Source organism: Aeromonas sp. NJAU223, from assembly GCF_051125555.1.
Taxonomy (GTDB): domain Bacteria; phylum Pseudomonadota; class Gammaproteobacteria; order Enterobacterales; family Aeromonadaceae; genus Aeromonas; species Aeromonas veronii_G.
The window spans coordinates 3,168,143-3,188,627 of the sequence record NZ_CP144204.1 but is presented as its reverse complement, the minus strand read 5'-3'; the positions used below and the strand labels follow the sequence as shown (position 1 = coordinate 3,188,627).

Below are 20,485 nucleotides of genomic sequence, written 5' to 3'. Positions count from 1 at the left end.
ATTGATGAAAGAGGCCCCTTGCAGGGGCCTTTTTATTGGGAGAAGGGGATATACTGAATTGGCTGCATGGATGGCAGCGCAAGACACGGAGGTTGTCATGGAGATACATGAAATCCGGCCGGGCATGACCTGCCTGACCCGTGAAGGAACGGCCTACGTGCTGGAAGTGGACAGACAGAGTCTGCTGGTGCTGCTGCAGCGGGAAGATGAAACCATCCCGGTGCAGGTGCGCAGCGACGAGATCCTGGGCCCCCTCACCAGTGAATGAACGGGATCCCTAGAAGGGGATGAGAAAGAGCAGCTCGGCCAGGTCGGGCTGCCACTGCCACTCCCGCATCCTGACCCGCCCCCCGACGACCACTACCCCCTCCTCCTGCAATCGCCCCGTCTGTTCATCGAATCCCGCCGACCCCTTCGGCAGCGAGATGGTTCCTCCTGCCCCCAGCACCCGGTGCCAGGGCAAGGTCTTGTCGGTCTCTCTCAGCACCTTGCCCACCAGGCGGGCGCGTCCCGGCAGCCCGGCGAGATCGGCTACCTGTCCATAGCTCACCACGCGACCGGCAGGGATCAGGGCCAGGATCGCCTCGATACGGGCGACCTTGCCAAGGGAGGGGCTGGGGGGATCCATCATGGAGTTGTCATCGCTTGAAAGAGGGGAGGCGCCATTGTGGCGCCTCCTTTGTTTGCAGGGCAAGGGCTAGCCGAAGGTTTGGCTCAATCCCCGCAGTTCGCGGGCGCGCTGGAGCAGCGCCTGGCTGGAGTCATCCACCGCCTGCATCTTCTGGCTGTTGGCGCGGGAATACTGGGAGATCTGGTGAATGTTGCGGCTGATCTCCTCCACCACCGCCTGCTGCTGTTCTGCCGCCGCCGCAATCTGGGTGGAGAACTCGGTGACCTGTTCAATCTCTCCCAGCACCAGGTGCAGGTTGCCTGAGCCCTGGCGGGTCATCTCGGCGCACTCCCGGGTATGGGCCAGGTTGTCCTGCATCATGCCCTGCCAGCGTCCCAGGGTCTGCTGGATCTGATGGATGCTACCTTGGATCTGCTCGGTGGCCTTGTGGGTGCGGGTGGAGAGGGTGCGTACCTCGTCCGCTACCACGGCGAAGCCGCGGCCCTGTTCGCCGGCGCGAGCGGCCTCGATGGCGGCGTTGAGGGCCAGCAGGTTGGTCTGCTCGGCGATGCCCTGAATTTCCCCCATGACGCTGCCAATTCGCTCGGATTCGCTGGCGAGTTCCACCGCCGAGTGGAAGGCCTGCTCCGCCTGATGGGCCAGTTGTTCCATCTGCCGCTCGGTCTGATCCAACTGCCTCACCGTGTGCTCGCAACTGCTGCGGGCATCGGTCACCTGGCTGTTGGTGTCCTGGATGTTGCGGGCAATTTCGTTGGCGGTGCTGGCCATCTGGGTCATGGCCGCCGCCATCTGCTGGGTCTGGGCATCCTGCTCGTTGATGTCGAGGAAGGCCTGATGGGAGGAATCCTTGAGGTCGGTGGCCAGGGTCTGCAGCGGGTGAGTGGCGTCGTTGACCCGTCCCAGCACGGTACGGATGCGGGCCTGCAGCATCTTCAGGTGGAAGTCGGCGATGGCCCCCGGGGCATCGCCGGAGTAGACCAGCCGGGTCAGGCTGTCATATTGCTGGCCGAGCTGTTTGAGGTAGCGCGGCAGCGCGATGATCTCGCGCCAGTAAGTGGCGGTGACGAGGAGCAGGGGCAGCAGCATCAACAGCGCCGTCATCATGCCCTGGGTCGAACCAGCCCAGCCCAGCAACCCCAGCAGCAGCCCGGCGAGCAGCATGGGCCTGAAACGGCGCAGGGAGGGCAGGGGGAGGCTCTCTCCCCGCTCGGCCTTGAGCAGAGCCTGATAGGCCTGGCTTGCCACCTGCTTGAGCTGAGGCTCGGGTTTGCAGCGCACGGATTGGTAGCCGCTGATCTGGCCCTGTTCGTAGATGGGGGTGACATAGGCGTCGACCCAGTAGTAGCGGCCATCCTTGCAGCGGTTCTTGACCACCCCGCGCCAGGGGTTGCCCTCCTTGAGGCGATCCCAGAGATCGGCGAAGGCCACCTTGGGCATGTCGGGGTGGCGCACCAGGTTGTGGTTCTGGCCGACGAGTTCATCGACCTGATAGCCGGCGATACGGCAGAAGGCGGGATTGGCGTAGGTGATGACGCCGCGCAAGTCAGTGGTGGAGACGAGTTGTACGTCGGCAGGAAACTCCACTTCGCTGTCTACTATTGGAACCTCAGTGCGAGCCATGCAATAAACTCCGATTTTTGTGCTTAGTTATTATCAGTAGGCCGGACGTTTGGCTGCGAAACAGGCGTCGTCGCCAGGCTTCATCGGGGGCATATTCTGCCTATAAAGGAGGATAAAAAGTAGGGCTTAGTTGTAATTTTGTTAGCCAGGTAAAAAAACGGCGACCAAAAGGTCGCCGAAAAGAGAAAGATAACACTACCTCTGTGGCACCCGGTAACGCACCTGCAACTGACTAAGGATTTGCAACTGGCCGGGCAGACGGGCGACGAAGTGCTCCCATGACTTGTGGGCAGGGGCACTCCAGGCCACCTCGGCCGTGGCCAGCAGGCGTGGGAACAACATATAGTCGAGCCGATCCCGCGAGATGATCTGCTCGGACCATAAGGGGCTCAGCACCCCGAGGATGTTATCGTTGGCATGGAAATCGATGGGGGCCGGGTCGCAGGCGTAGACCTGCTCCAGGCTGACGGGGCCGGCCCAGTAGAGGCCTGGCTCCTGATAATCATGGTTATAGGCCTGATCCAGATAGAGCTGCTGGGCGGGGGCCATCACCACGGGGTAGCCCTGGCTGGCGGCATCCAGCCCCGCCTGGAAGCTGGTCCAGGCGAAGACGGTGGCATCCCGGCTTACTTTGTCCCCGTGCAATATCTCCTCCCACCCCAGCATCTTCTTGCCCCTGGCGGCCAGGTATTGCTGGCAGTGGCGCAGCACATGGCCCTGCAGTTCACGACAATCCTGATACCCCTCTTGCTGCATCAGCTGCCGACAGGCCGGGCTGTCGGTCCAGACGCCGTGGGGCACCTCGTCTCCCCCCATGTGGATCTGCTCTCCGGGGAAGAGGGCACAGACCTCTTCCATCACCTTGTCGAGGAACTCGTAGGTACCGGGCAGGGCGGGGTTGAGCACGTTGTCATCGAAGAACTGCACCGACAGGTAGCGGGAGCTGTCCGCCTCTTCCCGCAGCAGCGCGGGCAGGGCCTTGATGGCGGCGTGGCAGTGACCGGGAATGTCTATCTCCGGGATGATGGTGATGCCAAGCCCGGTGGCATAGGCCACCAGTTCGCGCACCTCGCTCTGGGTGTAGTAGCCGCCGTAAGGATCCGGCCCGCCGCTCAGCTGGGGAGCCACCGCCAGGCCGTGACCACGCCAGGCCGCCACTTCGGTCAGTTGCGGGAAGGCCTTGATCTCGAGGCGCCAGCCCTCGTCATCGGTCAGGTGCCAGTGGAAGCGGTTGAACTTGAAGAGGCTCATCTGCTTGAGCAGCCGCTTGATGGTGGCAATGGAGTGGAAGTGGCGGGAGCAGTCGAGGAAGATGCCGCGAAAACCGAAGCGGGGCTCATCGCGAAGCTCGAGGCAGGGCAGGCTCTCCCCGTGCTGCAGCGCCCACTGGGCAAGACTGACCAGCCCGTGGCGCCAGCCCGCTTCTCCCGCCGCCTGGATCACCACCTCACGGGGGCTGATGGAGAGCTGGTAGGCCTCCGGGGCGAGGGGGGCCTCGACGAGGTGGATCTCGGCATCGTGATCCTGGCTGAGGGCCAGCCCGGTCAGCTCGTTGAAATGGGCAAGCAGGGGGCCAAGGGGCAGGGGGCCGCTGACATGGGCCCGCTCCGCCAGCCGGAAGTTGCCCTCGGGCAGCCGCAGGTGGGCGGGTTGGGGCACGATGCCGTTGGCGGCTTCCACCTCGGGCAGCTCGGGGGCGGTGGCAGGCAGGGGCGGCAGGCCGAGGGCCTGGCTTGCCAGGGTCACCGGCAGCAGCTGGGGGCCGGATCCCGTGTCGCCGAGGCTCAGGAAGAAGCCCTGAGGCAGATCGGAATTACGCTTGATGGGGGTGCTGCGACAGCAAAAACGCAGTTCGCTGCCGCCATCCTGGGGGACGAGCACCTTGTAGCTGCCGCTCTGGCGCTCCAGGGTGCCTCCTTCGACGGAGCTGGCGTCGATCTGCCGCGGCAGGCAGAAGTGCAGCTTCCAGGGGCTGTCCGGCAACTGGCTCAGGGTGAAATGGAACCAGACATCATCACCGTCACGTCGGTCAACTTGGGTATGGATCAGGGGTGCAGACATGGGTATTCCTCTGATTGAGCGAACAAGATGGCACCCTCAAGGGCATCGGCCATGGGGGGAACCAGGTTGAGATGGGCAAGACGGGGAGCCAGACGCGTGCCGACGCCACCGAGCAGGGCAATCCGGTGGGCCCCGAGCTGCTGCATGCCCTCCAGCAGGCTCTGCAACTGGGCGCAGGTTTCATCCAGCAGCTGACAGGCGAGGGCATCGCCGTCGCTGGCGGCATCGAACACCCAGGGGGTGAAGCGGCCATAGTCCGCCGGGATGGCGCGACTCGCCCAGCGCACCACCTCGGCCTGATCCTGCTTGAAGTGAGCCAGCAGACGCTCGGCGAGCAGGCTGGGGGGCTGGATGCCGTCATGGCAGAGCAGGGCCTGTTGCAGGGCGCGCAGCCCGAGCCAGGCACCGCTGCCGAGATCCGAGATGGGGAAGCCCCGCCCCGAACAGGTGCGCAGTCGCCCCTCCCGGTAGATGAGCCCGGCAGAGCCGGTGCCGGCGATGAGGATGGCCCCTTCCCGGCCACCGAAGGCGCCGAGGCAGGCCCCGAAGGCATCGGAGGTGAGCCGCACGCTGGCATAGGGGAAGGGCATGGCCAGGAGGGCGTGGTAGCAATCCGCCAGCTCGGCGGAGGCGAGCGCCAGCCCGACGCTCATCTGCGGTTCCGCCCCCTTGCCAAGACCCGCCTCGGTGCGGGCCAGATCGATGGCGGTCAATACATGGCGGTGGGCCAAGGGAATGCCGAGCTCCAGATTGGAGCCCGCGGCTCGCCCTTCACCCAGCAGCTTCCCCGCTCTGTCGCGGATGCGGGCCCGGGTATGGGTGCCGCCGCCATCCACGCCGACCCAGTATTCAGTCATGGGTACCTCCCAGGGCATCCTGCCAGCTGATGGCCAGGGCAAACCAGGCTGCGTGGGGGATCCACTGCTCCCCCCAGCGCCAGTTCTGATCCAGCCGCTCCTTGTAGGCATCCGGGATGAAGGCGATGTCCGCCTCGTCATCGAAACCGGCGGTGATGCCGTTGCAGATCCCGCCCGGCGCATTGGGGTAGCCGGCGGTGTAGCTCGGGTTGTTGATGCCGTGCCCCGCCAGCATGCAGGCGTTGAAGGGGTTTTGCCCCAGGATCCAGTCGAGCTGGCGCTGGCCGAAGGCCTGTAGTGGTTTGCGCTGCTGTGGCAGCACAGATGCAGCGGAAAATGTCATGGCGGCGAGGGAGGCCAGTCTGGCGTTCTCTCCCTGCCACCAGTAACCGGATTCGTTGTGGTGGGGCATGAAGAAGCTAATGCGGGGCTCCTCGCCCACTCCCTTCACATACTGGCGGGCGAGGGCGAAGGGGTTGCCCGCCTGGGCAACCAGCGCCAGCTCGGCCGCCAGCGCCTGTTGCACCACGGCCTGCACCTTGAGTTTGCGTGCTGGATCCGGCTCCAGGGCCAGGTATTCCAGCAGGGCCAGCACCGGCAGGCCCGCCTCGGCGGCGTGATAGTAGGGGCGTGTCCCGTCGTCATCGGCGGCCCAGTAATGGCCGAGCTCCGGATGGGGATGCTGACGGGCACAGAGCCGGGCAGCCCTGTCTCTGGCCTCGCCGAGCCACTCCTGGCCCAGGGTGCGGGTCAGCTCCACGGCGGCGAGCAAGGCGCAGTAGTCGTCGATGATGTTTTCGCGACCGTCGTCCAGATAGGCGAGGTTGTGCTCACGCAGGTGCAGATAGCCGCGGCGGGCGGCTTCGGCGTAGTGGCTGGCATCGAAATCACCGACCGCGGACTCCCGCGCGGCACGGGCCAGGGCGGCGATGGCCATGCCCCCCCCTTGCCGGAATCCCGCCTGCCAGTCGGCGGACTTGAGCCCCTGCTGGGTGGCGTAGGTGCACAGCTCCCGCTGCTCGGGATCCTTGCTCCACTTGTCGAACAGGGTCATGTAGAAGAAACCGCTCTCGTCCTGCATCCGGCAGAGGAAGTCCGCCCCGTGCAGGGCCTCGTCGGCGAGCCGTTTGCACAGGTTCAGGCCGTCGATGTCGGTGCGTGTGCCGAGCAGATCCCGGCACTTGAGCAGGGCCCAGACCACCAGGGGGGTCTGCTGGGGATTGAGGTAGTTGGCGTACGAGAGGTGGCTCAAGTACTTGCTCATGTCGCCGCTGGCATCGAACCAGCCGCCGCGCACATCCCGGCGCTGATCGGTGCCAAACTGGCGGGCCTGGCGATCGGCCCGATCGAAGGCTCCGCTCGCGCGTTGCCCCTTGAAATAGTGAATGACATCGGACAGGCAGGTGCGACTCAGCAAGCCAGGGCCGATGGCAAAGCGGGGGGAGCGGGTGACGGAGGGGGTCGCCTCTCCCTCACGCTGGGTGACGGCTTCCAGCCGATAGTGGCCGGGCTCTTTAAAGGCGCTGAAGTCGGCGCGCCAGAAGTGGCGACCCTGCCAGCCGGGAACCTGACCGGCGGCCTGCAGCTCGGTGTCGAACAGGATCTGGCCATCGTCCAGACGCAGCAGCCGCACCCGGCCACTGAGGGGCTGTTCAAAGGTGCCTTGCAGCAGGGCCACCTTGTGGCCATCGCAGTCGTAACCCACCTGATTGATCAAGAGTTCCATCGAAGAGTGACTCCCCTGGCCTGCCGCAGCAGGCGAGGCGGTTGGCGGGCCCGCAGGCCCGCAGTGAAGCGAGAGGCTGGCTCAGTCGTACAGGTAGCAGCGCACGAAGTGGTTGTCGGCGAGCTTGGTCACCGGCGGCAGGCTCTCCTTGCAGCGGGCCATGGCCTGGTGGCAGCGACCGGCGAAGGGGCAACCACGAGAGTGCGGGGTCCAGAGCGGGATCTCTCCCTTGCGGCCCCCCTCCAGCTCGGTGTGGATGCTCTTCTCCGGATCCGGCACCGCCGAGATGAGCAGCTGGGTATAGGGGTGCTGGGGGTGGTGCAGGATCTCGTCCACCTCGCCCCACTCCACCATGTGACCCACGTACATCACCGCGAGATCTTCGGCCACATAGCGGGCGGTGGCGATGTCGTGGGTGATGTAGAGCATGGAGACGCCGAGTTCGTTCTTCATCTGCTCCATCAGGTTGAGGATGCCGATGCGAATGGAGACGTCGAGCATGGAGGTGGGCTCGTCCGCCAGCACCACTTCCGCCTCCACCGCCAGGTTGCGGGCGATGTTGACCCGCTGGCGCTGGCCGCCGGAGAGCTGGTGCGGATACTTGGCGGCGGTGGCCTTGGCCGGGGTCAGTCCCACCTTCTCCAGCAGGGCGTAGACCATGTCCGGCAGATCTTTCTTGTCGAGCACCTTGCTGTGCAGCAGCAGGGGGCGGGCGATGTGGTGGTAGATGGTGTGGGTCGGGTTCAGCGAACCGAACGGGTCTTGCCATACCATCTGCACGCTCTGGCGGTAGTCGAGCAGGGCGGTGCCCTTGTCGAACTCCTCCAGATCCCGGCCGCGGTAGAGGATGCGGCCGCTGGAGAGCTTGTACATCTTGGCGATGATCTTGGCGATGGTGCTCTTGCCGGAGCCGGATTCACCCACCACCGCCAGGGCGCGGCCCCGGTGCAGGTTGAAGGTGATGTCGGACAGGGCCCGCATCTTGCCACTCTTGATGGCGTTGGAGTTGACGGGGAAGTCCTTGTAGAGGTGCTGGACTTCGATGATGGGGGCGTCGGTTTTGGCGATTTGCATGACAGACATCCTTAACAGCCAGCGGCCTTGTCCAGGTAGATCGGAAGATCCGGTTGTTGCTCCGCCACGCCGTAGAGGTGGCAGGCGGTCTGTTGTCCCGGCCGGATCTCGGCCAGCTTGGTGTATTCCTGACGGCAGCGATCATGTACCCGGCTGCAGCGGGCCTGGAAGCGGCAGCCGACCGGCACCTCCAGCAGATTGAGCGGGGTGCCTGGGATCCCCTCCAGCACGGTTTTCGGGCCGTGCAGGGGCGGGAAGGAGTTGCCGAGCCCCTTGGTATAGGGGTGCAGCGGCGCGGTCAGGATCGCCTTGGAGGGGGCAATCTCGATGAGCTCGCCGGCGTACATGATGCCGATGCGATCGCAGAACTCGACCATGAGGGAGAGGTCATGGGTGATGAACAGGATGGAGAAGTTGAATTTCTCCTTGAGCGCATAGACCTTCTGCAGGATCTCCCGCTGCACCACCACGTCCAGCGCCGTGGTGGGTTCATCCATGATCAGCAGCTCGGGGTTCAGCGCCATGGCGATGGCGATCACCAGCCGCTGGCGCATGCCGCCGGAGAACTGGTGCGGGTAGTCCTTGAGCCGACTCGGGTGGATGTCGACGATCTCCAGCAGCTCCTTGGCGCGCTTGATCGCCTCATAGCGGGTCAGGCCGGGATTGTGGGCCAGCAGCACGTCACAGAACTGCTCTTCCATGCGCAGCACGGGGTTGAGCGCGTTCATGGCGGACTGGAACACCACGCTGGCCTGGCGCCAGCGGTAGCTGCGCAGCCGCTCGTCGTCGAAGTGGAGGATGTTCTCTCCCTTGAACAGGATCTCGCCGCCGCTGATGTAGGCGGGTGGCTTGTGCAGCCTGGCCACCGAGAAGGCGACCGTGGACTTGCCGCAACCGGATTCACCGGCGAGGCCGAATACCTCTCCCGGCATGATGTCAAAGCTGACCGAGTTGACGGCGCGCACGTCGCCGTTCTCGGTGATGTAGTCGACGCAGAGCTGGCGCACCGACAGCAGGGGTTGTTGCGAGGTCATGCTGTCTTCTCCTGTGCGGCCATAGCGGTGACTGGGGCGGGGGCGGCGAGTTTCTTCCAGCGATTCAGACCCTTGTGGGAACGCAGCTGGGGGTTGGCTATCTCGTCGATGGCGAAGTTGAGCATGGCAAGGCCGGCGCCCAGGGTCGCGATGGCGAAGCAGGGGGCCAGGATCTCCCACCAGGCGCCCACCAGGATGGCGCTCGAGGTCTGGGCGTTGTAGAGCATGATGCCCCAGCTCACCACGGTCGGGTCGCCAAGACCCAGGAACTCCAGAGTTGCCTCGGTGACGATGGCGTAGATGATGGAGCCGATGAAGCTCACCCCGATGATGGAGATAAGGTTCGGCAGTATCTCCACCAGGATGATGCGCCAGGCCGGTTCACCCAGCACCTCGGCGGCGATGACGAACTCCTTCTCCCGCAGGGCCAGGGTCTGGGCGCGGATGACCCGGGCGCCATAGGCCCAGGAGGTAAAGCCTATGATGAGGGCAATCACCGTCGGTGACGCCTCTCCGATGAAGCTAGCGAGCACTAGCAAGAGAGGAAGGTTCGGGATCACCAGCACCACGTTCATCAGGAAGGTGAGGCACTCGTCCACGATACCGCCGAAGTAGCCGGCGGTGATGCCCACCGTGATGGCGAGGGCGCAGACCAGGAGACCCGCCCCGAAGCCCACCAGCAGGGAGATACGGGCGCCATGGGTGAACTGGGACCAGAGATCATGCCCCATGCGGTTGGAGCCCATCACCAGCTCCACGCTGGGAGGCTGGTGCGGGCGGGCGACCCGCTTGGTGGGCTCGTTGCTGGTCAGGAGCGGGGCAAACAGCGCCATCAGCACGAAGGTGACGACGATGGCGAGGCCGAAGGCCGCCTTCTTGTTGCCCAGCAGGATCTTGAGAATGGTCGGCATACGCATCTTATTTGCCTCCTGTACGCAGACGGGGATCCAGGAAGACATAGAGCACGTCCGCCAGGAAGTTGAAGCTGAGCATGGTGATGGTCATGATGAGCAGTTGGCCCTGAATGAGCGGGTAGTCACGGGCGAGGATGCCCTGATACAGGGTCAGGCCCAGGCCCGGGTAGTTGAAGATGACTTCGGTGATGAGGGAGCCGCCGATGACGAAACCCAGCGCCATGGAGAGGGCGGTGACGCTCGGCAGCACGGCATTGCGGGCGCCGTAGTTGAAGATCACCCGGTTGCTGGAGAGCCCCTTGGCCTTGGCCATGGTGATGTAGTCCTCACCCAGCAGGTTGATCATGTTGTTGCGCATGGTGATGAGGAAGCCCCCCACCTGCACCATGGCCAGGGTGCCCACCGGCATGATGGCGTGCAGCATGATGCTCTTGATGTGTTCCCAGCCGAAATCGGCCTTGATCTCCGGGCTGTAGGCGTAGCCAATCGGAAGCCAGTTGAGGCTTACCCCGAACAGGAAGAGGGCGAGCAGGGAGACCACCACCGGCGGGATGGCCTGCATCACCAGGGTGAGCGGGGAGAGGATGCTGTCCATGCGCCCCCCCCGGTACCAGGCGGCGAAGATGCCGACGATGGAGCCGATGGAGAAGCTCAGGATGGTGGAGGTGCCCACCAGGAACAGGGTCCAGCCGATGGCGCGGCCGAGCACGTCGGCGACCGGCTGCGGGTAGTAACGCACCGAAGTGCCGAGATCCCAGGTGAAGACGCTCTTCACATAGGTGAGGAATTGGGTGCCGATAGGACCGTCAACGAAGCCGAAGGTGGCTTTGAGGGCTTCCAGGGCGGCGGGCTCCATCATGGCGCCGGCCCGGGCGAACATGACGGAGACGGGATCCCCTGGCATGGCTCTGGGTAACAGGAAGTTGATGGTGGCGGCCACCAGAAAAGCGACCAGATAGAAGGAGAAACGTCTGAGTATAAATCCCATGGTGATACCTTTTACTGCAAGCCTGCCCCGCGCCGGGCAAAGCTACCCCAACCCCGTGAGATCCGGGGGATGAAGTGAGGGCGGGGAAGAAGGCCCCCCGCAGGGGGCCGAGGTGATTAGCTGTTTGGCTTGAGTGACAACACGTGCAGCAGACGCTCCGGGGTATCCGGGTGAACCTGCGGCTTGGCGACCGGGTTGTCGGCACTGAACCAGCCATTGAAGCGCTTGGTGCTGTACTCGTACCAGGTCGGGTTGTTGAACACCGGGATGATGGTCTGGTTGGCCCCGACACGCTCCTGGATGGCAAACATGATCTCTTTCTGCTTGGCCGCGTCGGCGGTCTGAGTGAAGTCATCGATCAGTTTGTCGAGCGCCGGATCCTTGTAACGGGGCGCCGCGAAGCGGTTGCCACGTTCACCCATGTTGCGGGAGTGGAAGGCGGTCTCGAAGTACTTGTGCGGGTTGGCACCGGCGAAGTAACCCTGCAGGGCGACGTCGAAGTCACCGGTGATCAGGTTCTCGGTCCAGACGGTGGCTTCCGGGGTGGAGGTCTTGGCGTTCAGACCCAGGGCCTGCAGGCCTTCGACCCCGATCTGGACGGTGTTGACCCAGTCGGTCCAGCCGTTCGGTACCAGTACCTTGAACTCGATCTTCTTGCAGCTCGGGGTGTCCAAGAACTTGTCGCCGTCACAATCCTTGTAGCCCGCCTGTTTCAGCAGCGCCTTGGCGCCTTCCAGGTCGAACTTGTTGTATTTGCCGTATTTCTTCTCGACTTCCGGGTTGTCCCATGAGGCGAATGCCTTGCCAAGACCGGACGGATACTCGTTGACGGTCGGGTAGCCGTAGCCCGCGATGTCCACCATGGACTGGCGGTCCATGGCCATGGAGAAGGCGCGGCGGAAGTTGATGTCGTTGAAGGCTTCGTGGTTGCCCGGGTTCTTGCTCTGGAAGTTGACGTTGAACGCCACTGTGCCGGAGGCGGGGAACCAGTACTTGTTGTTCTTCGGATCGTTGCCGACGTAGAGACGCTCGATATCCGGCACGAAGGAGCCGAACCAGTCCACGTCACCCTTCATCACGGCGGCCAGTACCTGGTCGTTGGTGGCCATCTGCGGCATGCGCAGGCAGTCGATGGAGAGGCTGGCGTTATCCCAGTAGTGTGGGTTGCGGCACTGGGTATAGAGCTGGGCGGAGAAGTTGTCCACTTCGGTGAAGGGACCGGTACCGACCGGCTTGTCGTTGGTGAAGGCAACCGGATCCTTGACGGACTTCCACTGGTGCTCGGGCACGATGGGCACCAGCACCAGGTCGTTCACCACGTTGGTGTTCACCTCGGCCAGGTCGAACTTGACCTTGTGATCCCCCAGCTTCTCGACACCCTTGATCTGAGTCCAGATGGAGCGCTCGTCCAGCGCCTTGTTGGCCTTGACCAGGTTGAAGGAGAAGAGGATGTCGTCGGCGGTGAAGGCTTCACCATCGGACCACTTGACCCCTTCGCGCAGATCGAAGGTGACGGACTTCAGGTCATCGCTGAAGGCGTAGTGGGTCGCCAGACGATAGACGGGTTTGCCACCCTGCATATCGTTGAAGATCACCAGCGGCTCATAGATGAAGTGACGGGTGGTGTGCAGCAGACCTGCCTGCAGGAAGGGGTTGAAGTTTTTCACCCATGCGGTTTCCTGCTGGGCAACCAGGGTCAGCACCGTCTTGTTCTCGGCGGCCATGGCAGTGCCGGTCATACCGGCGAGCAGGGTCCCCAGCATGACTGAGGTAGCGATTTTGGATACTTTGGCAAGCATATTTTTTCCTTTCTTATTGGTCTTCCATGGTTTTGGAATGGAGCACCGACATCGCATGCTTGGACACCGGCCCTCTCTGTTGGTCAGGTTTTGCACCCTTGTAGTTGTGTCGTCCAACGCCCTTAGAAAAGCAGAGTTAACAGGAAAACAACAACTCTTCATTTCGTCGATATCGTAAAAACCCAATGACGCTCGTCAATCTCGTCAAAGTCTATTTTAAATCCTTTATTATTAGACTTTTATGTTAATTATCACAGAGCATCAAGTCACCCTTTGACGTCGGTGAAAAGTGATTATGTGAACTGGATCGTGCTGGTTTTTACGTTCGCCATCTGTCTTTTTTTGAGCATGAAGCAAGCGGTCGGGAAAGCGGCCCGGGTTTGTGCGCTGGGTCACGAAGAGAAATGAAAGCGTTTTCTTTTCCGCAGGCAGAGATCTGGAGAGCCGCAACAGCGTGGTGTGCCGAAATGGATGAAGGAGGGCCGGTACGATTTCGATGGGCGTATGGTGGCTGGCTGACGGCGGGCAATAAAAAAGCCAGTCAGCAGGGCTGACTGGCTTTCGGGCTAAGCGGCGGGTTTAGTTCACCAGACTGGCCCAGAGGTCGTATTCGTCCGCCTCGTCGATGCGTACTTTGACCATGTCGCCGGGCTTGAGGCCGGTCTCGCCGTTCAGGTAGACCAGGCCGTCGATCTCGGGGGCATCGGCGGCGGAGCGGCCGGTGGCGCCCTCTTCGTCCACTTCGTCGATGAGAATGGTCATCTCCTGACCCACCTTGCGGGCCAGCTTGCGGATGGAGACCTGCTGTTGCAGCTCCATGAAGCGCTGGAAGCGCTCTTCCTGCACCTCGGCCGGCACCGGATCCGGCAGCTCGTTGGCCTTGGCACCCTCGACCGGGCTGTATTTGAAGCAACCGACCCGATCCAGTTCCGCCTTGTCGATGAAGTCCAGCAGCATCTGGAACTCTTCTTCGGTCTCGCCGGGGAAGCCGACGATGAAGGTGGAGCGCAGGGTGATCTCGGGGCAGATCTCGCGCCACTTCTGGATGCGCTCCAGGGTGCGCTCGACGGTGCCGGGACGCTTCATCAGCTTGAGGATGCGCGGGCTGGCGTGTTGCAGCGGGATATCGAGATAGGGCAGCACCTTGCCGTCGCGCATCAGCGGGATGACGTCATCCACGTGCGGATACGGGTAGACATAATGCAGGCGTACCCACATGCCGAGTTTGGCGAGTTCTTCGCACAGGGCCACCATGCTGGTCTTGACCGGCATGCCGTCGTAGAAGCCGGTACGGTGCTTGACGTCCACGCCATAGGCGGAGGTGTCCTGGGAGATCACCAGGATCTCCTTCACGCCCGCCTCTTTCAGGCGCTTGGCCTCGGCCAGCACCTCGCCGATGGGGCGGCTCACCAGATCCCCGCGCATGGAGGGGATGATGCAGAAGGTGCAGCGGTGGTTGCAGCCTTCGGAAATCTTCAGGTAGGCGTAGTGACGGGGGGTCAGCTTGACCCCATGGGCCGGTACCAGGCTGGTAAAGGGGTTGTGGGTGGGCTTTTCCACGTACTTGTGGACGTGGCCCAGCACCTCTTCATAGGCGTGGGGGCCGGTGATTTCGAGCACCTTGGGGTGGATCTCGCGGATCTGGTTCTCTTTGGCGCCAAGACAGCCGGTGACGATCACCTTGCCGTTTTCGGACAGGGCCTCACCGATGGCTTCCAGCGACTCTTGTACTGCGCTGTCGATGAAGCCGCAGGTGTTGACCACCACCAGCTCCGCATCGTCATAGCTGGGCACCACATCGTACCCTTCGGTACGCAGCTGGGTCAGGATGCGTTCGGAATCGACCAGGTTTTTGGGGCAACCCAAGGAGACGAATCCTACTTTGGGGGCCTGTTTTGTGTTGGACATCGCTCAATCACTCTTAGGTGGCTCTATTATAAGGGCGCGGATTTTACCGGAATGGCTAACCAAAAACTATACAACCGGGGGGGGCTGGCCGAACAATATTTACGGGTTCATCCCCTTTGCATCGGCAAGGGCGAGGGGGATGGGCGCCTCTGCGGGTGACAGTTATCGTCCGACCACGGCAGCCTCGCTTCCTCAAGCAGAGTGCGGCAGGAAACGCCTTGCTCACCCGGCGATATGGGCGAAAGAGTGACGCAGGTGGTTGAGTCGCAAGGCATAGTCGTGAACGGGACTGTTATTGGCGTACGATTAAATCTGATAGGGTAGTGATCCGCTGACGAGCAGAAGAAGGAGCAGACCATGAAGAGCAAACCCTGGCTGATTGCCGCCGCCCTGTTGCTGGCATCCACTCCCAGCCATGCCGACTGGGCCAAGCTGAAAGAGGCCGCCTCCGATCTCGGCACCGCGGTGAGCGACACCAGCAAAGAAGCATGGAAGGGGATCACCGATTTCTCCAAGGAGACCTGGGAGTCCGTCTCTACCTGGGGAGCCGATGCCTATAACAAGGCCGGTGCCTGGACCGAAGAGAGTGCGGCCACCGGCAAGGAGTGGCTGGATGCGGCGGACAAGAAGCTCGACACCATGTTGGAGCCCAAGACCCCGGAAGAGGCGCGCACGGCCCTTGATACCATGGCCGACACCGCCCTGGTGCGGCTGTTCAACGATCAGCCCTCCGCCAAGCTGCTGTTTGACCAGGCCTATGGCTACGCGGTGTTCGATTCGCGCAAGTTCTCCCTGATGATCCATACCAACCAGGGGTCGGGGGTTGCGGTCAATCGCAAAAACGGCAAGCACACCTATATGAAGATGTTCGGGGCGGGCCTCGCGGCCGGGCTCGGCGGCAAGTTCTATCAGCAGGTGATCCTGTTTGAAGACCAGACCCACTTCGATGCCTTCGTCAACAAGGGCTGGGAAGCCACCTCCGAGGTGGGGGCCGTGGCGGGCAAGGAGAGTGCCGAGCTGACCGCCAAGTACAACGGTGGCATGGCCATCTACCAGATTGGCGAGAAAGGGCTGCTGCTGGATGCCAATATTTCCGGCTCCAAGTACTGGCTTGACGATGATTTGAACAAGTGACACATCCCTCTCGGTCCGACAAGTTCTTTTTCTTCTATCAGATTGAAATACAGTCTGTTTAATTGACGAGACTTGCAGTAAAAAGAGGGCCTTCGGCCCTCTTTTTCATGGGCGCGGATTGAGAGTCGTGGGACAAGGAGAGGGATATGGCGCATGAGCCCGGGCAAGATGTGATGGCGGCCCAGAGCCGGGAGTGGGAAAAACAGAGCATCTATCTGCGGTTGCAGGAAGGGATCCCCACGGCGTTCTGGGTCTGGGGGGATCTGGTGGCACCGCTGGAACCAGTCTTGCCGACAGAAGCCTATGCGGGCCAGTTTGGTTGGGGAGAGGCCGATGAGGCCTGCCTGGCCCTCTCCCACTCCATCATCGCCAAGCTGGTGGCCGTGGGCTTGGTGACCCCTGAGCAGGCAAGCGTCAAGGCGCACTACCTGCGTGATGAGGTGCTGGCCAAGCTGCCCGCCGACGAACACTACGATCTGCACCTGAGTTACCTGCGGTTGCTGCTGGGCAAACAGCCCTGGCCCGCGATCTGAATCCGTGACGGCCGGTGGCACCGGCCTGATCACGCCCCTCTTTCACTTCTGATCTTCTCTATTCGCTCTGGTTGGCACCCTTATTGCTTTATGCCTGTCAGCGTCAATGATTTGTCTGGGGATGAAAGATGGAAATAAGTGCAAGCAGCCTGATGCAAGAGATGCAGGCACTCAAGGTCGAAGCGGGAGCCACCCCGCTGGCCCAGCCTGGTCGCCCGGTCAGCTCGGATTTCGGTCAGATGCTCAAGCTGGCTCTCGACAATGTCAACGAGCTGCAGGGCAGTGCCAACGATCTGCGCACCCGCTTCGATCTGGGCGACAAGTCGGTGGATCTCTCCGAGGTGATGATCGCCGGCCAGAAATCCTCCATCGCCTTCGAGGCGACCGTCCAGGTGCGCAACAAGATGGTCGATGCCTACAAGACCATCATGAACATGCCGGTATAAGCACATCCATGGCGACTGAGCATCATGAACATGTCAGCAACAAGGACATAAACCGTGGCTAACGATCAAAACGGCGATCTGCTGATGAACAACGAAGGGGCGGCGACCCTGGACGAGCAGGAGCAGAAGAGCTCGGCGCTGGGCTTTCTCTCCAACACGGATGTGCTGCGCCAGATCACCCTGATCCTGGGGCTGACCATCTGTCTGGCCATCGCCGTCTTCATCCTGCTGTGGGGCAAGGAGCCGGAGATGCGTCCCCTCGGCACCTTCAATACCCAGGAGCTGGTCTCCACCCTCGACTACCTCGATCAGCAGAAGATCCCCTATCAGGTGGACGGCAAGAGCGTGCTGGTCAGCGCCGAAAACTATGCCGATATCCGTCTGCGCCTTACCCGCGCCGGCCTTGCCAGCAGCAGCGACGTGAGCAATGACGGCGAGTCCATCCTGCTCAAGGACTCCAGCTTCGGCGTCAGCCAGCGCATGGAGGGAGAGCGTCTCAAGCTCAGCCGCGAGCGCCAGCTGGCGAGCGCCATCGAGCAGTTCCAGAACGTGGCCAAGGCCCAGGTGCTGCTGGCCATCCCCAAGGACAACGTGTTCGCCCGTAACGAACGCAAGCCGAGTGCCACCGTGGTGCTGAGCCTGCGGGGCAGCGCCCTCGGCCAGGGGGAAGTGGACTCCATCGTCGACATGGTGGCCTCCGCCGTCCACGGCCTGGAGCCGACCCGGGTCACGGTCACCGACCAGAACGGCCGCCTGCTCAACTCCGGCTCCCAGGATCCTCTCTCCGCCCAGACTCGCAAAGAGTTTGCGATGCAGCAGAAACAGGAGCTGGAGTACAAACAAAAAATTGACGCCATCCTGATCCCGGTGCTCGGGGCGGACAACTACACCGCCGAGGTGGATCTCTCCCTCGACTTCTCCCAGCAGGAGCAGACCCGCAAGACCTTCAATCCGGATTTGCCCGCCGTGCGCTCCGAAATGACGGTGGAAGAGAACAGCTCGGGTGGCAGCAACGGCGGCGTGCCCGGCGCGCTCTCCAACCAACCCCCTGCCGCCTCCAGTATTCCCCAGGAAGCCACGGCCGCCGAGGGTGGCAATGCGGCCAGCGGCCGCTCCCGCAAGGAGGCGACCCGCAACTTCGAACTGGACAGCACCATCAGCCATATCCGGCGCCAGCAGGGCGGCATTCGCCGCATGACGGTGTCGGTGGCGGTGGATTACAAGGCGACGCCTGGCGCCGAGGGCGCCATCACCCGCGAGCCCCGCACCCAGGCCGAGCTCGACACCCTGCGTCGGTTGCTGAGCGGCGGCCTCGGCTTTGACGTGACCCGGGGGGATACCCTGGAAGTGGTCGCCATCCCGTTCAACCGTCCCGAACTCGAGGCCGTGGCGGACATCCCGCTCTACGAGCAGCCCTGGTTCTGGCGCGCGGTGCGCATTGCCGCCTCCGTGCTGGTCATCATAGTGCTCATCGTCACCGTGGTGCGGCCCATGCTCAAACGCCTGCTCTACCCGGATGCGAGACCGGAAGGGGAGCTGGATCTGGACAACAGCATAGTGCTGGGCGGGGATGACGAGCTCAGCCTGCTGGCGGCCCAGGCGGAAGCCGAGCCCATCTTCGGGGTGCGCGATGGTCACCTGAAACTGCCGGATCTGCACAAGGATGAAGACTTGCTCAAGGCGGTGCGTGCGCTGGTGGCGAATGAACCGGATCTGGCCGCTCAGGTCATTAAAGAATGGGTAACGAACCGAGATGCCTGAAGAGAACAAGAACCAAATCACCGGTAACGAGATTACCGACAGCCAGCGCCTGCTTCTGGATCAGATGAGCGGGATGGAGATGGCGGCCGTGCTGATGCTGAGCCTCAACGAAGAGGACGCCGCCCAGATCTTCCGTCACCTCGAACCCAAGCAGGTACAGCGCCTCGGCATGTCCATGGCCTCCATGTCGGACTTCAGTCACGATCGGGTGGCGGCGGTGCATCGTCAATTTATCGACGACATCCAGAAATACACCAATATCGGTATCGGCAGCGAAGACTTCGTGCGCAAAGCCCTGGTGGCGGCGCTCGGGGAGGACAAGGCCAGCAACCTGGTGGATCAGATCATCCTGGGATCAGGGGCCCGCGGCCTCGACTCTCTCAAGTGGATGGACGCGCGCCAGGTGGCCAGCATCATCCAGAACGAACACCCGCAGATCCAGACCATAGTGCTTTCTTATCTGGAGCCGGAGCAGTCGGCGGAGATCCTGAGCCAGTTCCCGGAGCAGGTACGCCTGGATCTGGTAATGCGTATCGCCAACCTGGAAGAGGTGCAACCGGCGGCGCTGCAAGAGCTCAACGACATCATGGAGAAGCAGTTCGCGGGTGCGGCCGGGGCTCAGGCCGCCAAGATGGGTGGCCTCAAGGCTGCCGCCAACATCATGAACTACCTCGACACCAACATCGAAGGCCAGCTGATGGACTCCATTCGCGACTCGGACGAGGAGATGAGCCAGCAGATCCAGGATCTGATGTTCGTGTTCGAGAACCTCATCGACGTGGACGATCGCGGCATCCAGACCCTGCTGCGGGAAGTTCCGGGGGATCTGCTGCAACGGGCCCTCAAGGGCTCGGACGATCAGATGCGGGAGAAGGTGTTCAAGAACATGTCCAAGCGGGCCGCCGAGATGCTGGCGGACGATCTGGAGGCCATGGGGCCGATCCGGGTCTCCGAAGTGGAGGCCGCCCAGAAGGAGATCCTCTCCATCGCACGCCGTCTGGCGGATGCGGGCGAGATCATGCTGGGGGCCGGTGGTGGCGAAGAGTTCCTCTAACATGTTGGCCTTTCACCATGGTGTTGTATTGTCATGCCACCCGTTTCTGGTGAGGAGTGCTACTAGAGCATGAACAGCAAGAATAACAAGCTGCGCGGTTACGTCCGGCCCGAGCCGGACGAGTTGCCGGCGCAGGCCTGGGGCTGGCCCGAGATGGAAGTCGAGTCCGAGATCCAGAGCAATGCTCTGGGGCTCAGCCCGGACTGGTACCGGCAGGAGCAGGAGGTCGAAACCCCTGATCCCGAGCCGGAGGAGGAGCCCGCTCCCAGCATCACCGCCGAGGAGCTGGAAGCCATTCGCCAGGCCGCCTGGGAAGAGGGGATGAGCGAGGGGCGTGAAGCGGGCTTTGCCAAGGGATTGGAGGAGGGCAAGCTGGAAGGCTTGCAACAGGGCCATCAGGCGGGTCTGGAGCAGGGCAGGGAAGAGGGGCTCGCCATGGGCCGCGAACAGGTGGAGCAACAGATTGCCCACTGGCAGGGGCTTGCCGATCGCCTCGCCAACCCCCTGAGCGAACTGGACGCCGCGGTGGAGCAGCAGCTCATCAGCCTGGTGCAGCAGCTCGCCCGCGCCCTCATCCGCCATGAGGCGCAAACCTCGCCTCGGCTGCTGCTGGAGGCGCTCAAACAGGGGCTCTCCCTGCTGCCGGCCGCCGAGCACGGGGTCACCCTGATGCTGCATCCTGATGATCTAGCCCGGGTCGAGGAGGCCTTCGGCGCCGAGGAGTGCGCCAGACGCCACTGGCGGTTGCAGGCCGAACCCACCTTCTCCCCGGGGGATCTGCAGCTCGCCACCGAGCTCTCCAGCATCGATCTGACCCTGGCGGGGCGCATCGAACAACTGCTGCGCAGCTTCCTGCGGGACAACGCGGACTGATGGTGCTGCATCGCCCTGCACCCTCTGGCGCCGCCGTATTCAACATCAGGGCCGGGATGGCGCCCTGTTCGC

The 20,485-nt window shown here is 62.8% G+C and carries 18 protein-coding genes; 7 read left to right on the top strand and 11 right to left on the bottom strand.

The window, feature by feature from the left end; genetic code table 11:
- Positions 1-97 precede the first annotated feature (97 nt).
- Positions 98-268, top strand: a complete 171-nt coding sequence (locus VZC39_RS14425) for a hypothetical protein (RefSeq protein WP_349918895.1) — start codon at positions 98-100, stop codon at positions 266-268.
- A 9-nt stretch (positions 269-277) separates the two neighbouring features.
- Here VZC39_RS14425 and VZC39_RS14420 read toward each other — a convergent pair whose 3' ends face one another.
- The 11 genes from VZC39_RS14420 to rimO all read right to left on the bottom strand — a co-directional run bounded on the left by VZC39_RS14420 (position 278) and on the right by rimO (position 14,612).
- A complete protein-coding gene (locus VZC39_RS14420) occupies positions 278-631 on the bottom strand; it encodes an MGMT family protein (protein WP_349918893.1) in 354 nt (117 codons plus the stop codon).
- Positions 632-697: 66 nt separating this feature from the next.
- Positions 698-2,251 (bottom strand): methyl-accepting chemotaxis protein, encoded by a 1,554-nt coding sequence (locus VZC39_RS14415; protein ID WP_434663468.1) that lies wholly within the window; start codon positions 2,249-2,251, stop codon positions 698-700.
- A gap of 195 nt (positions 2,252-2,446) precedes the next feature.
- Positions 2,447-4,312 (bottom strand): beta-N-acetylhexosaminidase, encoded by a 1,866-nt coding sequence (locus tag VZC39_RS14410; protein WP_434663465.1) that lies wholly within the window; start codon positions 4,310-4,312, stop codon positions 2,447-2,449.
- Positions 4,297-5,169: a BadF/BadG/BcrA/BcrD ATPase family protein gene (locus VZC39_RS14405; RefSeq protein WP_434663463.1), complete on the bottom strand. Its 873-nt coding sequence runs from the start codon at positions 5,167-5,169 to the stop codon at positions 4,297-4,299. Before VZC39_RS14405 ends, VZC39_RS14410 begins: the two co-directional genes overlap by 16 nt.
- Entirely contained in the window at positions 5,162-6,895 is a 1,734-nt protein-coding gene (locus VZC39_RS14400) for a glycoside hydrolase family 9 protein (RefSeq protein WP_434663460.1), read from the bottom strand. Before VZC39_RS14400 ends, VZC39_RS14405 begins: the two co-directional genes overlap by 8 nt.
- A gap of 81 nt (positions 6,896-6,976) precedes the next feature.
- Positions 6,977-7,969 carry an ABC transporter ATP-binding protein gene (locus VZC39_RS14395; protein ID WP_349918883.1) on the bottom strand — a complete coding sequence of 331 codons (993 nt, stop codon included), beginning with the start codon at positions 7,967-7,969 and terminating at the stop codon, positions 6,977-6,979.
- 11 nt (positions 7,970-7,980) lie between these two features.
- Positions 7,981-9,003 carry an ABC transporter ATP-binding protein gene (locus VZC39_RS14390; RefSeq protein WP_349918881.1) on the bottom strand — a complete coding sequence of 341 codons (1,023 nt, stop codon included), beginning with the start codon at positions 9,001-9,003 and terminating at the stop codon, positions 7,981-7,983.
- Positions 9,000-9,920 carry an ABC transporter permease gene (locus VZC39_RS14385; RefSeq protein WP_349918879.1) on the bottom strand — a complete coding sequence of 307 codons (921 nt, stop codon included), beginning with the start codon at positions 9,918-9,920 and terminating at the stop codon, positions 9,000-9,002. The genes VZC39_RS14390 and VZC39_RS14385 overlap by 4 nt, the downstream gene beginning before the upstream one ends.
- A 1-nt stretch (position 9,921) precedes the next feature.
- On the bottom strand, positions 9,922-10,905 hold the full coding sequence (locus VZC39_RS14380; protein WP_349918878.1) for an ABC transporter permease: 984 nt from the start codon (positions 10,903-10,905) through the stop codon (positions 9,922-9,924).
- Positions 10,906-11,021: 116 nt separating this feature from the next.
- Positions 11,022-12,704 (bottom strand): ABC transporter substrate-binding protein, encoded by a 1,683-nt coding sequence (locus VZC39_RS14375; protein WP_349918876.1) that lies wholly within the window; start codon positions 12,702-12,704, stop codon positions 11,022-11,024.
- Between the two features lie 579 nt (positions 12,705-13,283).
- The gene (gene rimO, locus VZC39_RS14370; RefSeq protein WP_349918873.1) at positions 13,284-14,612 is read right to left on the bottom strand and encodes a 30S ribosomal protein S12 methylthiotransferase RimO; all 1,329 of its coding nucleotides are present in this window, start codon (positions 14,610-14,612) and stop codon (positions 13,284-13,286) included.
- A gap of 357 nt (positions 14,613-14,969) precedes the next feature.
- Between rimO and befA the strand changes: the two genes are divergently transcribed.
- The 6 genes from befA to fliH all read left to right on the top strand — a co-directional run bounded on the left by befA (position 14,970) and on the right by fliH (position 20,413).
- Positions 14,970-15,746 carry a beta cell expansion factor BefA gene (befA, locus tag VZC39_RS14365; protein WP_349918871.1) on the top strand — a complete coding sequence of 259 codons (777 nt, stop codon included), beginning with the start codon at positions 14,970-14,972 and terminating at the stop codon, positions 15,744-15,746.
- A 146-nt stretch (positions 15,747-15,892) separates the two neighbouring features.
- Positions 15,893-16,279: a hypothetical protein gene (locus tag VZC39_RS14360; protein ID WP_434663451.1), complete on the top strand. Its 387-nt coding sequence runs from the start codon at positions 15,893-15,895 to the stop codon at positions 16,277-16,279.
- Positions 16,280-16,407: 128 nt separating this feature from the next.
- Entirely contained in the window at positions 16,408-16,725 is a 318-nt protein-coding gene (gene fliE, locus VZC39_RS14355; protein ID WP_349918868.1) for a flagellar hook-basal body complex protein FliE, read from the top strand.
- A gap of 54 nt (positions 16,726-16,779) precedes the next feature.
- Positions 16,780-18,486, top strand: a complete 1,707-nt coding sequence (gene fliF / locus VZC39_RS14350) for a flagellar basal-body MS-ring/collar protein FliF (protein WP_349918867.1) — start codon at positions 16,780-16,782, stop codon at positions 18,484-18,486.
- On the top strand, positions 18,479-19,540 hold the full coding sequence (gene fliG, locus VZC39_RS14345; RefSeq protein WP_349918865.1) for a flagellar motor switch protein FliG: 1,062 nt from the start codon (positions 18,479-18,481) through the stop codon (positions 19,538-19,540). The genes fliF and fliG overlap by 8 nt, the downstream gene beginning before the upstream one ends.
- A gap of 69 nt (positions 19,541-19,609) precedes the next feature.
- Complete coding sequence (gene fliH, locus VZC39_RS14340; protein WP_349918864.1) at positions 19,610-20,413, top strand: flagellar assembly protein FliH; 804 nt, start codon at positions 19,610-19,612, stop codon at positions 20,411-20,413.
- Positions 20,414-20,485: the final 72 nt, after the last annotated feature.

What these genes read in the sequence shown, in the direction of transcription:
- VZC39_RS14395 (WP_349918883.1), bottom strand. Translation starts at nt 7,969, where the DNA reads ATGCAAATCGCCAAAACCGACGCCCCCATCATCGAAGTCCAGCACCTC.
- VZC39_RS14425 (WP_349918895.1), top strand. Translation starts at nt 98, where the DNA reads ATGGAGATACATGAAATCCGGCCGGGCATGACCTGCCTGACCCGTGAA.
- VZC39_RS14375 (WP_349918876.1), bottom strand. Translation starts at nt 12,704, where the DNA reads ATGCTTGCCAAAGTATCCAAAATCGCTACCTCAGTCATGCTGGGGACC.
- VZC39_RS14410 (WP_434663465.1), bottom strand. Translation starts at nt 4,312, where the DNA reads ATGTCTGCACCCCTGATCCATACCCAAGTTGACCGACGTGACGGTGAT.
- VZC39_RS14380 (WP_349918878.1), bottom strand. Translation starts at nt 10,905, where the DNA reads ATGGGATTTATACTCAGACGTTTCTCCTTCTATCTGGTCGCTTTTCTG.
- VZC39_RS14400 (WP_434663460.1), bottom strand. Translation starts at nt 6,895, where the DNA reads ATGGAACTCTTGATCAATCAGGTGGGTTACGACTGCGATGGCCACAAG.
- befA (WP_349918871.1), top strand. Translation starts at nt 14,970, where the DNA reads ATGAAGAGCAAACCCTGGCTGATTGCCGCCGCCCTGTTGCTGGCATCC.
- rimO (WP_349918873.1), bottom strand. Translation starts at nt 14,612, where the DNA reads ATGTCCAACACAAAACAGGCCCCCAAAGTAGGATTCGTCTCCTTGGGT.
- fliH (WP_349918864.1), top strand. Translation starts at nt 19,610, where the DNA reads ATGAACAGCAAGAATAACAAGCTGCGCGGTTACGTCCGGCCCGAGCCG.
- fliG (WP_349918865.1), top strand. Translation starts at nt 18,479, where the DNA reads ATGCCTGAAGAGAACAAGAACCAAATCACCGGTAACGAGATTACCGAC.
- VZC39_RS14420 (WP_349918893.1), bottom strand. Translation starts at nt 631, where the DNA reads ATGATGGATCCCCCCAGCCCCTCCCTTGGCAAGGTCGCCCGTATCGAG.
- VZC39_RS14360 (WP_434663451.1), top strand. Translation starts at nt 15,893, where the DNA reads ATGGCGCATGAGCCCGGGCAAGATGTGATGGCGGCCCAGAGCCGGGAG.
- VZC39_RS14415 (WP_434663468.1), bottom strand. Translation starts at nt 2,251, where the DNA reads ATGGCTCGCACTGAGGTTCCAATAGTAGACAGCGAAGTGGAGTTTCCT.
- VZC39_RS14385 (WP_349918879.1), bottom strand. Translation starts at nt 9,920, where the DNA reads ATGCGTATGCCGACCATTCTCAAGATCCTGCTGGGCAACAAGAAGGCG.
- VZC39_RS14405 (WP_434663463.1), bottom strand. Translation starts at nt 5,169, where the DNA reads ATGACTGAATACTGGGTCGGCGTGGATGGCGGCGGCACCCATACCCGG.
- VZC39_RS14390 (WP_349918881.1), bottom strand. Translation starts at nt 9,003, where the DNA reads ATGACCTCGCAACAACCCCTGCTGTCGGTGCGCCAGCTCTGCGTCGAC.
- fliE (WP_349918868.1), top strand. Translation starts at nt 16,408, where the DNA reads ATGGAAATAAGTGCAAGCAGCCTGATGCAAGAGATGCAGGCACTCAAG.